The organism is Pseudomonas sp. E1BtOHC1 (genome assembly GCF_058744285.1).
In genome coordinates this window covers 6,621,672-6,634,331 of sequence record NZ_CP196023.1, presented here as the reverse complement: position 1 = coordinate 6,634,331, position 12,660 = coordinate 6,621,672, and the positions used below count along the sequence as shown (strand labels likewise).

Below are 12,660 nucleotides of genomic sequence, written 5' to 3'. Positions count from 1 at the left end.
GATCCGGATGGATCGCCTTTTTTGTATCTGCTGCTGTGCTGTGTCAGTCGATGTATTCAAACAGCTTGACGATTTTTTGTACGCCGGAGACGCCTTGTACCAGGCTGGTGGCTTGGGCGGCTTCCTGTTGGGTCAGCAGGCCCAGCAAATAGACGATGCCGTTTTCGGTCACGACCTTGATCCGTGAAGCGGGAATGCTGGCGTCGGTAAGCATCTGGGTCTTGATCTTGGTGGTCAGCCAGCCATCGTTCTGCCGTGCCAGGAATCCGGAGGGCGGCAGCACTTGCAGTTCGTTATGTACCTTCTTGACTCGCTGCACCTCGCTGGCGGCCTGTTCGGCCATGGCCTTGAGGTCGGGGCGCGGTGTCTGGCCGGCCAGCAGGACGATACCGTTGAAGCTGGTGACGACGATGTGCGAGTTGTTTTCCAGGTCCGGGTTGGCCTTGGCAACGTTCACGGCGACTTTGGTTTCGATCAGTGAATCGTCGATCTTGCTGCCGAAGGTGCGGGTGCCGCGATCGTCATCGATTGGTTTGTCGCGGGTGGCGGTAATCACCGAGCTGCAACCAGTGATGCCGAGGCACAAGGTCAAGGCCAGAAGGCCAAGGCGATTAGGGGTCATTCTTCACTCCCGAACAATTGGCTGTCGATCAAGTCGCAAAGGCAATGGATCGCCAGCAGGTGGACTTCTTGAATACGTGCAGTGACGGTGGCCGGTACGCGAATTTCCACGTCTTCAGGCAGTAGCAGCGAGGCCATGCCTCCGCCATCGCGACCGGTCAATGCTACGACAATCATTTCACGATCATGTGCGGCTTGAATGGCTTGAATAATGTTCGCCGAGTTACCGCTGGTGGAAATTGCCAGCAACACATCGCCGGGTTGGCCGAGAGCACGGATCTGTTTGGAGAAGACTTCGTTGTAGCTGTAGTCGTTGGCAATCGAAGTGATGGTCGAGCTGTCGGTAGTCAGAGCGATGGCGGGCAGGCTGGGGCGTTCACGTTCGAAGCGGTTGAGCAACTCGGAGGAGAAGTGTTGGGCGTCGCCGGCGGAGCCACCGTTGCCACAGGAGAGCATTTTGCCCTCATTGAGCAAGGCATTGACCATGACCTGGCTGGCCTGCTCGATGTGCGGTGCAAGTACGTCCATCGCCTGTTGCTTGGTGTCGATGCTGGCCTGAAAAAGCTGGCGAATTCGGGATTGCATGTCCATCTGTGTGACCTTAAGTGGCGCGGCTTGGTGGCACGTGAATGTGCAGCCCGCAAAGCAAAGAGCAAAAAAGTTGAGTGAAAATGGGTGCGGCCTGAGGGCGTCTTTCAGCTATCAAAGGCATTGCGTAGCCAGTTCAAACGGGCTTCTGCACCCGGGGCGCCTTCAATGGCGACCACGTCGAAACGGCAGGGGTGGTTGGACCAGCGTGACTCGCGTTGCAGGAAAGTCTGCGCGGCAAGAATCAGTTTTTGACGCTTGCGCCCATCGATACTGCCCAGAGCTCCACCCCATTGCGTGTGTTGTCTGTAGCGGACTTCGACGAATACTACTGTATCGCCGTCAAGCATGACCAGATCAAGCTCGCCGCGTTTGCACAGCCAGTTCTGCGCCAGCAGGCGCAGCCCTTGCTGTTGGAGATGCCGGAGCGCTTGGCTTTCGGCATCTCTTCCGCTTTGCTGGCGTGATCCTTGGAGCATTAGCGCGGTGTGTCGGGCAGGCGGGTGACCTGGCCATTGACGAACTTGGCCCAGGGCAGTTGACGCTCAATGCGCTGACCGGCGGCCATGCCCAGGCTACCGGACTCGCCCTCGATCCGGCTGTCAGGCAGGGCCTTGAGTTGACCCAGGCGTGGTGCCAGGCGATAGGCGTCGACACCCATTGCGTACAGGCGACCGAGGCTGCCTCCAGCTTGTGGCCATTGTGCAGTGACTTGGCGGCGCAGAAGGCCATTGGCATCCAGCAGCCAAGGTGTTTCGCAGAACATTACACCGTTCATATCGTTGTATTGATTCTGATCGCCGCTGGCGCTGAACACGTTGGAGGTTGCATACACTGGAACATCGCCAGCGTACTGGAAGTTCAGGGTCGGCTTGATCTGCTGTGCCTGCTGCGGAGTGGAAGCGAGGAAAATGAACTCGATATCCTGGCGGCGCGACGGTTGTGCGGCGACTTGAGTGCCTACGGTGCTCTGCAGGCTCTTGGCGCGACCCTCGCTTTGGCGCAGTCGGAACAAGTCGGCAATTTGTTGGGCCAGAGCGACAGGCTGATCGACTCGCTCGATGCCGATCACGCTACCACCGTTGGCTTCCCAGTCCTGGCGGAAGGCCTTGAGCACGCGGTCGCCCCACTCACCCTTGGGGACCAGCGCCGCAGCGCGATGCAGGCCATCGGCGCGGGCGCGACGAGAGACTTCACGGGCTTCGTCTTCGGCCGCCAGGCCGAATTGGAACAGTTGCGCCGGGCCTTGTTCGCCTTCGCTGTAGTTCAGTGCGAGGGTGGTAATCGGCAGCTGCGAGCGTGTAGCCAGTTGCTTGACCAGTGGTTTTTCCAGGGGGCCGACTACCAGTTGCACACCGGCAGCCTGGGCTTTGCGGTAGAAGTCGTCCAGGGAACTCAGGCGCGAGCTGTCGTAAAACTCAATGCTGGGTGGCTTTTGCCCGGCTTGCTGAGCCTGGTAGTGAGCGGCCATGAAGCCTTCACGCAGGGCCTTGGAAACCGAAGCCAAGGGCCCATCTTGTGGCAGTAGCAGGGCAATTTTCGAAACAGGCTGGCTAGCCAGCTCTTTAAGCTGGGTCAGCGGTTGAGGCAGTTGAATGGCGGCAGGATGCTTTGGATTCTGCGCGCGCCAGTTATCAATGGCCGACTGTTGTTGCTCCAGAGTACCGGCGGTCTTGACTGCCAAGGCCAGGCTCAACCAGCCGGCCAGGTCATCGTTGCCTGCAGATTGCAGTTGGTCGGTGGGCAGCGCGGCAATCAGTACCCAGATGGCCTCATGGTTCTTTGCCGCCGCTTCATCTTTCAGCAGGGGCGCGATAAGAATCCGCTGCTTGGCGGCAGCCAGCGTCTGGCCGTCCGCTTCCAGAGCGCGCGCATAAACGTTGCCGGTACGGATCTGCTGAGTTGCAGGCAGTTCGCTGAGGTGCTGCAGGCTTGGGTGGCTCAGCGCAGTCAGTGCGGCTTTCGGCTGATTGCGGATCATGGCCAGCTCTGCTGTCAGAGTGCTGGCGAAGATCTGCTGGGCAGGTTTGAGCTGATCCAGCGGCACTTGCTGGAGGATTTGTCCGGCGCGTCCGGCGTTGCCCTGGCGGTATGCCAGGTCTGCTGCGCTCAAGCGCAGCAGGGCTGCCTTGTCCGGGCTTTTGCTGGTGGCGGCCTGTTCGAGCAATTGCTCGATGCTGGCATCCGGTGTCCGTGGAAGTTCGCCAAGGCTGGAAGAGGGCGAGCTGGCGCAAGCCACCAAAAGGGTAGCCAGGCAGAGGGCAAGAAGCAGCCGCAGGCAAGCGATCATGTAAGTGTTCCTGATACTCGATCAAATGAGCGTGGAATTGTACCCAAGCGCTGGCCGGGGCGCGATGTTACTGGCGATAAACCGTCTATTTAACGGGTGCAAATGTTGCTGTAGCGCATAAAAGGCCACAAAGGGCTGCAGTGTTGAACGATCGCCAGGCATATTGAGAGGACTTCAACGCGCTACAATGGCGCTTTTGCCGATCAAGAGGTGTGCGCTTTGACTGCTCCAGGTCCTTTGAATTCCGCTGCTGGCTCGCTTTATGTGGTGGCGACGCCCATCGGCAACCTGGACGACATCAGTGCCCGGGCCCTGAAGTTGTTGCGCGAAGTGTCCCTGATCGCTGCCGAGGATACTCGGCACTCACAGCGTCTGATGCAGCACTTTGGCATTTCCACGCCCTTGGCAGCCTGCCATGAGCATAACGAGCGTGATGAGGGCAGTCGTTTCATTACCCGTTTATTGGCGGGTGATGATGTCGCATTGATTTCCGATGCCGGAACGCCGTTGATTTCCGATCCGGGTTATCACTTGGTGCGGCAGGCCCGTGCAGCAGGCATCAATGTGGTTCCTGTGCCAGGGGCCTGCGCATTGATCGCGGCACTGTCGGCGGCAGGCCTGCCATCGGATCGGTTTATCTTCGAGGGTTTTCTGCCGGCCAAGGCCGTTGGGCGGCGGGGGCGTTTGGAGTTGGTCAAGGAAGAGCCTCGCACGTTGATTTTTTACGAGGCGCCGCATCGTATTCTTGAGTGTCTGCAGGATATGGAGACGGTATTTGGTGGCGAGCGACCGGCACTGTTGGCTCGAGAACTGACCAAGACCTTCGAGACCCTCAAGGGGCTACCACTTTCCGAGTTGCGTCAGTTCGTGGAGGCCGACAGCAACCAGCAGCGCGGTGAGTGCGTAGTGCTGGTGGCGGGATGGACGGCGCCGGAAAGCGATGAGGCGATCAGTAGTGAGTCGATGCGCATTCTTGACCTGTTGCTTGAGGAGATGCCTCTCAAAAGGGCGGCGGCGCTGGCGGCTGAGATCACGGGTGAGCGCAAGAATGTGCTGTATCAGGTGGCCCTGAATAAACAGAAAGAGCAATAAATTGCGTAGCAGGGTGGCCAAAGGCTTTTAGCGCTTGTTCTTGGGCCTCTCTGCCGTTAACCTTCGCGGCGGAGAGTCGATTGGACAGTCGCTGCCCTCTATGAAAATTAGAGGGGGGAGGAAAGTCCGGGCTCCATAGGGCGGAGTGCCAGGTAATGCCTGGGAGGCGTGAGCCTACGGAAAGTGCCACAGAAAATAACCGCCTAAGCACTTCGGTGCCGGTAAGGGTGAAAAGGTGCGGTAAGAGCGCACCGCACGTCTGGTAACAGTTCGTGGCTAGGTAAACCCCACTCGGAGCAAGACCAAATAGGGTTCCAAGGCGTGGCCCGCGCTGGAACCGGGTAGGTTGCTAAAGATGTCCAGTGATGGCCATCGTAGAGGAATGACTGTCCTCGACAGAACCCGGCTTACAGATCGACTCTCCACCTTTTCCCTCCCTGCTTGAATCAATAGCAGAAGCGTTTTTGTAATACCGAAAAAATCTTACTCTTAATAAATTACTTTAACTTCGTGCTGCAGCTTATTGGGCTGTCTGAAGTTGATGCTCTGGAATGCCCTCCGAATTCTCGTTACCTCTCCTTTTAGTCTCCTAAATCTCCGTTCTATAAGGCTTTTCCGTCGCTGCGCGCCTTGACGGTGGTGTGGGCGCATTCCTATAGTGTGCGCAAGTGGCGGAAAGTGGCATGAAGTGGGTTTTTTGAGCGCAAAACGCTAAAATTTGGAGAAACGCTGACGTGTTTCGCGGAGCTAACGCTATCAGTCTCGATGCAAAAGGCCGTCTCGCCATGCCGAGCCGGTATCGTGACGAGCTCGTTTCGCGAAGTTCTGGGCAATTAATCGTCACCATCGACGCGGTTGATCCTTGTTTGTGTGTTTACCCCCTCGATGAGTGGGAGCTGATAGAAACCAAGCTGCGCGCACTGCCTTCGCTTCGCGAAGAGAACCGTCGTTTGCAGCGTTTGCTGATTGGTAATGCCGTCGATCTCGAGCTCGATGGCAGTGGTCGTTTTCTGGTGCCACCGCGCCTGCGTGAATATGCCAAGTTGGATAAGCGCGCAATGCTGGTGGGCCAACTGAACAAGTTCCAATTGTGGGACGAGGATGCCTGGGATGCTGTTTCTGCAGCTGACCTGGCGGCTATTCAACAACCGGGCGCCATGCCTGATGAACTGCGTGATTTGATCCTGTGACTATTGATAGCGGCTTTAACCACATCACCGTGCTGCTTGACGAAGCCGTCGAGGCTCTCGCCGTGCGCCCTGATGGCTGCTATCTGGATGGCACCTTCGGCCGTGGCGGGCATAGCCGCTTGATTCTCAGCAAGCTCGGAACGGAGGGCCGACTCCTCGGATTCGACAAGGACCCCCAAGCGATTGCCACCGGGCAAGCGCTAGCGGCCGAAGACGGCCGCTTTGTCGTTGTACAGCGCAGTTTTGCCGAGTTGGGTTCGGAGGTCGCGGAGCGCGGCCTGGCAGGCAAGGTCAGTGGTGTTCTGCTGGATCTTGGCGTGTCTTCTCCACAGTTGGACGATCCTGAGCGTGGCTTCAGTTTTCTCAATGATGGCCCTCTGGACATGCGCATGGACCCGACTCGTGGCATTAGCGCTGCGCAGTTCATTGCCACCGCGCCCGTCGAGGAAATTGCCCGTGTGTTCAAGGAGTACGGCGAAGAGCGCTTCTCCGGGCGCATGGCGCGAGCCGTGGTCGAGCGTCGTGAAATCCAGCCCTTCGAACGTACTGCCGATCTGGCCGAAGTATTGAAAGTCGCCAATCCTGCCTGGGAGAAGGGCAAGAATCCTGCTACCCGGGCTTTCCAGGGATTGCGCATCCATGTGAATAACGAACTGGGCGATCTCGAGGCTGGCCTTGAAGCAGCGCTGGAGTCGCTGGAAGTGGGCGGTCGCTTGGTGGTGATCAGCTTTCACTCCCTGGAAGATCGCATCGTCAAATTATTCATGCGGCGCCTGGTGAAGGGCGAGTCCGACAATCTGCCGCGCAACCTGCCGGTACGTTTTGAAGCCTTCGTGCCGAAAATCAAGATTCATGGCAAAGCGCAGTTCGCCTCCGAGGCCGAGCTCAAAGCCAATCCCCGTTCCCGTAGTGCGGTCATGCGTGTTGCGGAGAAGCTTCGGTGAGCAAGCTCTTCGCCAAGCCTCTTCCAGGCGGAAGCTTTTTCATGCTTCTGCTATTCGTTGGCGTTTTGGTCTCCGCGATTGCGGTGTCCTACAGCGCTCACTGGAATCGTCAATTACTCAATACGCTGTATGGCGAGTTGAGTGTGCGTGACAAGGCCCAGGCCGAATGGGGACGGTTGATTCTTGAGCAAAGCACCTGGACCGCTCATAGCCGGATCGAAGTGCTGGCCACTGAACAGCTGAAGATGCACATCCCGGGCGCGGCTGAAGTTCGCATGGTGGCGCCATGAAACTTGAAGGCGCTCTCTACCCTTGGCGTTTCCGTGTGGTGCTGGGCTTGCTGGCGATCATGGTGTCGGCGATTGGCTGGCGCATTATCGATTTGCAGGTGGTCGACCGTGACTTCCTCAAGGGGCAGGGCGATGCGCGCAGTGTCCGGCATATTCCTATCCCTGCCCATCGTGGCCTGATCACCGACCGCAATGGCGAGCCTCTGGCCGTAAGTACGCCAGTGACCACGCTTTGGGCCAATGCCAAGGAAATGCAATTGGCCAAGGACCGCTGGCCAGCATTGGCCATGGCCCTTGGTCAGGACCCCAAGGCGCTGACTGAGCGTCTCGAAGCTCAGGCCAATAAAGAATTCATCTACCTGGTTCGGGGTCTGACCCCTGAACAGGGCCAAGCGGTGCTCGATCTGAAGGTGCCGGGCGTCTATGGCATCGAGGAGTTCCGGCGTTTCTATCCGGCCGGCGAAGTGACTGCGCACATGGTTGGTTTTACCGACATTGACGACCGTGGCCGCGAAGGGGTCGAGCTGGCCTATGACGAATGGCTCGCCGGCGTTCCCGGCAAGCGCCAGGTGATCAAGGACCGGCGAGGCAGATTGATCAAGGATGTCCAGGTCACCAAGAACGCCAAGGCCGGCAAGCCCTTGGCGTTGTCGATTGACCTGCGCCTGCAATACCTGGCCAACCGTGAACTGCGCAATGCCATTGTCGAAAACGGCGCCAAGGCCGGCAGCCTGGTGATCATGGACGTGAAGACCGGCGAGATCCTGGCCATGGTCAACCAGCCGACCTACAACCCGAACAATCGCCGCAATCTGCAGCCGGCGATGATGCGTAACCGCGCGATGATCGACGTATTCGAGCCCGGCTCGACCATGAAGGCGATCTCCATGAGTGCCGCCCTGGAAACCGGACGCTGGAAGCCCAGCGATACTGTCGAGGTTTATCCGGGCACCCTGCAGTTGGGCAAGTACACCATTCGTGACGTGTCGAAGACCGAAGGGCCGGTGCTCGATCTGACCGGTATTCTGATCAACTCCAGTAACGTCGGCATGAGTAAGGTCGCCTTCGATATCGGTGGCGAAACCATTTTCCGTCTGGCGCAGAAGATCGGTCTGGGTCAGGACACAGGCCTCGGCTTCCCTGGCGAGCGAGTCGGCAACCTGCCGAACTACCGTGAGTGGCGCAAGGCTGAAACCGCAACTCTGTCTTATGGCTACGGCCTCTCGGTGACCGCGATCCAACTGGTCCACGCGTTTTCCGCGTTGGCCAACAATGGTCGGATTGCTCCGCTGACGCTGATCAAATCCGACAAGACGCCGCAAACCGCTCAGGTGATTCCGGAAAACGTCGCTAAAACCATGCAGGGCATGCTGCAGCAGGTGATCGAGGCTCCCCGGGGCGTGTTCCGTGCCCAGGTCCCGGCCTATCACGTGGCTGGCAAGAGTGGTACCGCGCGCAAGACGTCGGTAGGCACCAAGGGCTATGCCGAGAACTCCTATCGTTCGCTATTTGCCGGTTTCGGCCCGATGAGCGATCCGCGCTACGCCATCGTGGTAGTGATCGACGAGCCGAGCAAGGCCGGTTACTTCGGTGGCCTGGTATCGGCTCCGGTGTTCAGCAAAGTGATGTCCGGCACCCTGCGCCTGATGAACATCACTCCGGATAATCTGCCGGCCACGCAACAGGCCAATGCGGCGCCCGGTACCCCAGTACGAGCCAATGGAGGGCGCGGCTAATGTCTCTTAGCCTGAACAAGATTTTCGCCCACGCCGGCCGCGATCTGCTGATCCGCGAGTTGACGCTGGACAGCCGCAATGTACGTGCCGGTGATTTGTTCCTGGCGGTACCCGGCGCCAAGTTTGACGGCCGTGCACATATTGCCGACGCCTTGCAGCGCGGTGCTGCTGCAGTGGCCTATGAGGTGGAAGGTGCAACCGTGCTGCCGCTGACCGATGTGCCGCTGATTCCAGTCAAGGGCCTGGCGGCGCAGTTGTCGGATATTGCCGGGCGCTTTTATGGGGATCCAAGCCGCCAGCTGAATCTGGTGGGCGTGACCGGTACCAACGGCAAGACCAGCGTCACCCAGTTAGTGGCCCAGGCGCTGGATCTTTTGGGCCAGCGTTGCGGTTTGGTAGGCACGCTGGGTACTGGCTTCTATGGCGCGCTGGAAAGTGGCTTGCACACCACGCCTAACCCTATCGCGGTGCAGGCGACCCTGGCTGATCTGAAGAACGCCGGTGCCAAGGCGGTGGCCATGGAGGTCTCGTCCCATGGTCTGGATCAGGGGCGCGTGGCGGCCCTGGCTTTCGATGTTGCGGTGCTGACCAATCTGTCCCGCGACCATCTGGATTACCACGGAACCATGCAAGCCTATGGCGCAGCCAAGGCGAAGCTCTTCAACTGGACTGACCTGCGTTGCCGGGTGATCAATCTCGATGATGAGTTCGGTCGGCAACTGGCAGCGGACAAGCACGAATCGCGGTTGATAACCTACAGCCTCGAGGATGCCTCTGCTTATCTGTACTGCCGTGAGGCGAACTTTGATGACGACGGCGTGCGCGCAACCCTGGTGACTCCGCAGGGTGAACACCATCTGCGCAGCACCTTGCTCGGACGCTTCAACCTGAGCAATGTGCTGGCGGCGGTCGGTGCTTTGTTGGGCCTGGAGTACGCACTGGATGAAATTCTCGCCGTGCTGCCCAAGCTCGAAGGTCCTGCTGGGCGCATGCAACGCCTGGGTGGTGGTACTCAACCCTTGGTGGTAGTGGATTACGCCCACACTCCGGATGCCCTGGAGAAAGTATTGCTGGCCCTGCGCCCTCACGCCAAGGGGCGCCTGCTCTGCCTGTTCGGCTGCGGCGGTGACCGCGATCGTGGCAAGCGTCCGCTGATGGCAGAAGTGGTAGAGCGCCTGGCAGATGGCGTGCTGGTCACCGATGACAATCCACGCAGTGAAGACCCAGCGCAGATTTTCGACGATATCCGTGCTGGTTTCAGCGCGGTAGACAAGGTCGATTTTGTAGCCGGTCGTGGTCTCGCCATTGCTCGATTGATCGCCGCCGCGTCGGCAGACGATGTGGTGGTTCTGGCGGGCAAGGGCCATGAGGATTATCAGGAGATCAATGGCCAGCGCCATGACTTCTCCGACCTTGCTGAAGCCGACAAGGCCTTGACTGCATGGGAGGTGGCACATGCTTAAAGCCTTGCTGCTCAGTGAAGTATCGTCTCCATTGGACGCCCGCCTGATCGCGGGCGATGTGCGTTTCAGTGGTGTCAGTATCGATAGCCGGGCGATTCAGGCGGGGCAGCTATTCGTTGCCCTGACCGGCCCCCGTTTTGACGGTCACGATTACTTGAACGAAGTGGCGGGCAAAGGTGCCGTAGCCGCGTTGGTCGAACGTGAAGTTCCCGACAGCACGCTGCCTCAATTGCTGGTCAAGGACACCCGTCTGGCCCTCGGCCAATTGGGCGCTCTGAATCGTGGCGCCTTTACCCGGCCGGTGGCTGCGGTGACCGGTTCCAGCGGCAAGACCACGGTCAAGGAGATGCTGGCCAGTATCCTGCGTACCCGTGGTCCGGTGCTGGCAACCCGGGGCAACCTGAACAATGACCTGGGCGCGCCGCTGACACTTCTGGAGCTGGCCCCCGAACACACCGCTGCCGTGATCGAGCTTGGCGCGTCGCGCATCGGCGAAATCGCCTACACCGTGGCCATGACTCGTCCCCATGTGGCGATCATCAATAACGCTGGTACCGCTCACGTCGGTGAGTTCGGCGGCCCGGAGAAAATCGTCGAAGCCAAGGGCGAAATTCTCGAGGGGCTCGATAGCGCCGGGATTGCCGTGCTGAATCTGGACGACAAGGCCTTCCCGATCTGGAAGACCCGCGCCGCCGGTCGTCAGGTGCTGAGCTTTGCCCTGGACAACAGCGCAGCAGATTTTCATGCCTCGGATATCGGTCGTGATGCCCGTGGTTGCCCGTCCTTCACATTGCACAGCCCAAAGGGCGTGGATAGGGTGCAATTGAACCTGCTTGGCACCCATAACGTGGCCAACGCCTTGGCCGCCGCAGCCGCGGCCCATGCCATGGGCGTCTCGCTGTTCGGCATCGTCACCGGCCTGAATGCGGTGCAGCCGGTCAAGGGCCGCACCGTTGCCCAACTGGCCAAGAACGGCATGCGGGTGATTGATGACACTTACAACGCAAACCCCACCTCAATGTGTGCCGCCGTTGATATACTCACCGGCTTTTCCGGCCGCACCGTCCTGGTGCTCGGAGACATCGGCGAGTTGGGCGAGTGGGCGGAGCAGGGGCACCGCGAAGTAGGTGCGTATGCCGCTGGCAAGGTTTCGGCCCTCTACGCCGTAGGCCCGATGATGGCTCATGCTGTCGCCGCCTTCGGCGAACACGCGCGCCACTTCGCCAGCCAGGCTGATCTGATTGCTGCCCTGGACGTCGAGCAAGACCCAAATACCACCATTTTGATCAAGGGATCGCGCAGCGCGGTGATGGAAAACATCGTCGCGGCTTTGTGCGGCTCGAGCACGGAGAAACATTGATGCTGCTGCTGCTAGCGGAGTACCTGCAACAGTTCTACAAAGGCTTCGCGGTCTTTCAGTACCTGACCCTGCGCGGGATTCTCGGGGTACTGACTGCGCTGTCTTTGGCGCTGTGCCTGGGTCCGTGGATGATCCGTACTCTGCAAAACCGGCAGATCGGCCAGGCCGTGCGTAATGACGGTCCGCAATCTCACCTGTCCAAGTCGGGTACACCGACCATGGGGGGCGCGCTGATTCTTTCCGCCATCGGTATCAGCACCCTGCTCTGGGCCGACCTGCGCAACCACTATGTGTGGGTAGTGCTGGTGGTGACCCTGGCGTTTGGCGCCATCGGTTGGGTCGATGACTACCGCAAGGTGATCGAGAAGAACTCCCGTGGCTTGCCCAGCCGCTGGAAGTATTTCTGGCAATCGGTGTTCGGCCTGGGCGCTGCGATCTTCCTTTATATGACCGCGCAGAGCCCGGTGGAAACCACCTTGCTGATCCCGATGCTCAAGGACGTGAGCATTCCTCTGGGCATCGGTTTCGTGGTCCTGACCTACTTCGTCATCGTCGGTTCGAGCAACGCGGTCAACCTGACCGACGGCCTCGATGGCCTGGCGATCATGCCGACGGTGATGGTCGGCGGCGCGCTGGGGATCTTCTGCTACCTGTCGGGTAACGTGAAGTTCGCCGAATACCTGCTGATTCCTTATGTACCGGGGGCGGGCGAGCTGATCGTCTTCTGCGGTGCGCTGATCGGTGCAGGCCTGGGCTTCTTGTGGTTCAACACCTATCCGGCACAAGTTTTCATGGGCGACGTCGGCGCGCTGGCGCTGGGCGCGGCCCTGGGCACCATCGCCGTGATCGTCCGTCAGGAAATCGTCCTGTTCATCATGGGCGGCGTGTTCGTGATGGAGACCCTGTCGGTGGTGATCCAGGTGGCTTCCTTCAAATTGACTGGTCGCCGTGTGTTCCGCATGGCACCTATTCACCACCACTTTGAACTCAAGGGCTGGCCCGAGCCTCGTGTGATCGTCCGTTTCTGGATCATCACCGTGATTCTCGTGTTGATCGGCCTTGCCACCCTGAAGCTGAGGTAGAACG

Annotated in this window: 12 protein-coding genes and 1 other RNA gene; 9 read left to right on the top strand and 4 right to left on the bottom strand. The window is 59.3% G+C overall.

The annotated features are described in order from the left end of the window. Nucleotides 1-43: 43 nt before the first annotated feature. The 4 genes from ACSSVC_RS29950 to ACSSVC_RS29935 form a co-directional block, all read right to left on the bottom strand. Nucleotides 44-622 carry a BON domain-containing protein gene (locus ACSSVC_RS29950; protein ID WP_346633858.1) on the bottom strand — a complete coding sequence of 193 codons (579 nt, stop codon included), beginning with the start codon at nt 620-622 and terminating at the stop codon, nt 44-46. Further along, nucleotides 619-1,212 carry a phosphoheptose isomerase gene (locus ACSSVC_RS29945; protein WP_015636934.1) on the bottom strand — a complete coding sequence of 198 codons (594 nt, stop codon included), beginning with the start codon at nt 1,210-1,212 and terminating at the stop codon, nt 619-621. Before ACSSVC_RS29945 ends, ACSSVC_RS29950 begins: the two co-directional genes overlap by 4 nt. A 104-nt stretch (nt 1,213-1,316) precedes the next feature. Beyond that, complete coding sequence (locus ACSSVC_RS29940) at nt 1,317-1,688, bottom strand: YraN family protein (protein WP_446439134.1); 372 nt, start codon at nt 1,686-1,688, stop codon at nt 1,317-1,319. Beyond that, nucleotides 1,688-3,499: a penicillin-binding protein activator gene (locus tag ACSSVC_RS29935; protein ID WP_492611805.1), complete on the bottom strand. Its 1,812-nt coding sequence runs from the start codon at nt 3,497-3,499 to the stop codon at nt 1,688-1,690. Before ACSSVC_RS29935 ends, ACSSVC_RS29940 begins: the two co-directional genes overlap by 1 nt. A 237-nt stretch (nt 3,500-3,736) precedes the next feature. On the opposite strand from ACSSVC_RS29935, the gene rsmI reads away from it, so the two are divergent. The 9 genes from rsmI (at nt 3,737) to mraY (ending at nt 12,656) form a co-directional block, all read left to right on the top strand. Then, a complete protein-coding gene (rsmI, locus tag ACSSVC_RS29930; RefSeq protein ID WP_346633991.1) occupies nt 3,737-4,591 on the top strand; it encodes a 16S rRNA (cytidine(1402)-2'-O)-methyltransferase in 855 nt (284 codons plus the stop codon). A gap of 72 nt (nt 4,592-4,663) precedes the next feature. Continuing rightward, an RNA gene (rnpB, locus tag ACSSVC_RS29925) (RNase P RNA component class A) lies at nt 4,664-5,017 on the top strand. A 308-nt stretch (nt 5,018-5,325) separates the two neighbouring features. After that, on the top strand, nt 5,326-5,781 hold the full coding sequence (gene mraZ, locus ACSSVC_RS29920; protein WP_019693566.1) for a division/cell wall cluster transcriptional repressor MraZ: 456 nt from the start codon (nt 5,326-5,328) through the stop codon (nt 5,779-5,781). Beyond that, a complete protein-coding gene (gene rsmH / locus ACSSVC_RS29915) occupies nt 5,778-6,725 on the top strand; it encodes a 16S rRNA (cytosine(1402)-N(4))-methyltransferase RsmH (protein ID WP_162884089.1) in 948 nt (315 codons plus the stop codon). Before mraZ ends, rsmH begins: the two co-directional genes overlap by 4 nt. After that, complete coding sequence (gene ftsL, locus ACSSVC_RS29910; protein ID WP_003188663.1) at nt 6,722-7,015, top strand: cell division protein FtsL; 294 nt, start codon at nt 6,722-6,724, stop codon at nt 7,013-7,015. Before rsmH ends, ftsL begins: the two co-directional genes overlap by 4 nt. Further along, nucleotides 7,012-8,751, top strand: a complete 1,740-nt coding sequence (locus tag ACSSVC_RS29905; protein ID WP_123724771.1) for a peptidoglycan D,D-transpeptidase FtsI family protein — start codon at nt 7,012-7,014, stop codon at nt 8,749-8,751. The genes ftsL and ACSSVC_RS29905 overlap by 4 nt, the downstream gene beginning before the upstream one ends. Beyond that, complete coding sequence (locus ACSSVC_RS29900) at nt 8,751-10,214, top strand: UDP-N-acetylmuramoyl-L-alanyl-D-glutamate--2,6-diaminopimelate ligase (protein WP_346633861.1); 1,464 nt, start codon at nt 8,751-8,753, stop codon at nt 10,212-10,214. Before ACSSVC_RS29905 ends, ACSSVC_RS29900 begins: the two co-directional genes overlap by 1 nt. Further along, nucleotides 10,207-11,574 (top strand): UDP-N-acetylmuramoyl-tripeptide--D-alanyl-D-alanine ligase, encoded by a 1,368-nt coding sequence (locus tag ACSSVC_RS29895; RefSeq protein WP_492611804.1) that lies wholly within the window; start codon nt 10,207-10,209, stop codon nt 11,572-11,574. The genes ACSSVC_RS29900 and ACSSVC_RS29895 overlap by 8 nt, the downstream gene beginning before the upstream one ends. Next, nucleotides 11,574-12,656, top strand: a complete 1,083-nt coding sequence (gene mraY, locus ACSSVC_RS29890) for a phospho-N-acetylmuramoyl-pentapeptide-transferase (RefSeq protein ID WP_102860321.1) — start codon at nt 11,574-11,576, stop codon at nt 12,654-12,656. The genes ACSSVC_RS29895 and mraY overlap by 1 nt, the downstream gene beginning before the upstream one ends. Nucleotides 12,657-12,660: the final 4 nt, after the last annotated feature.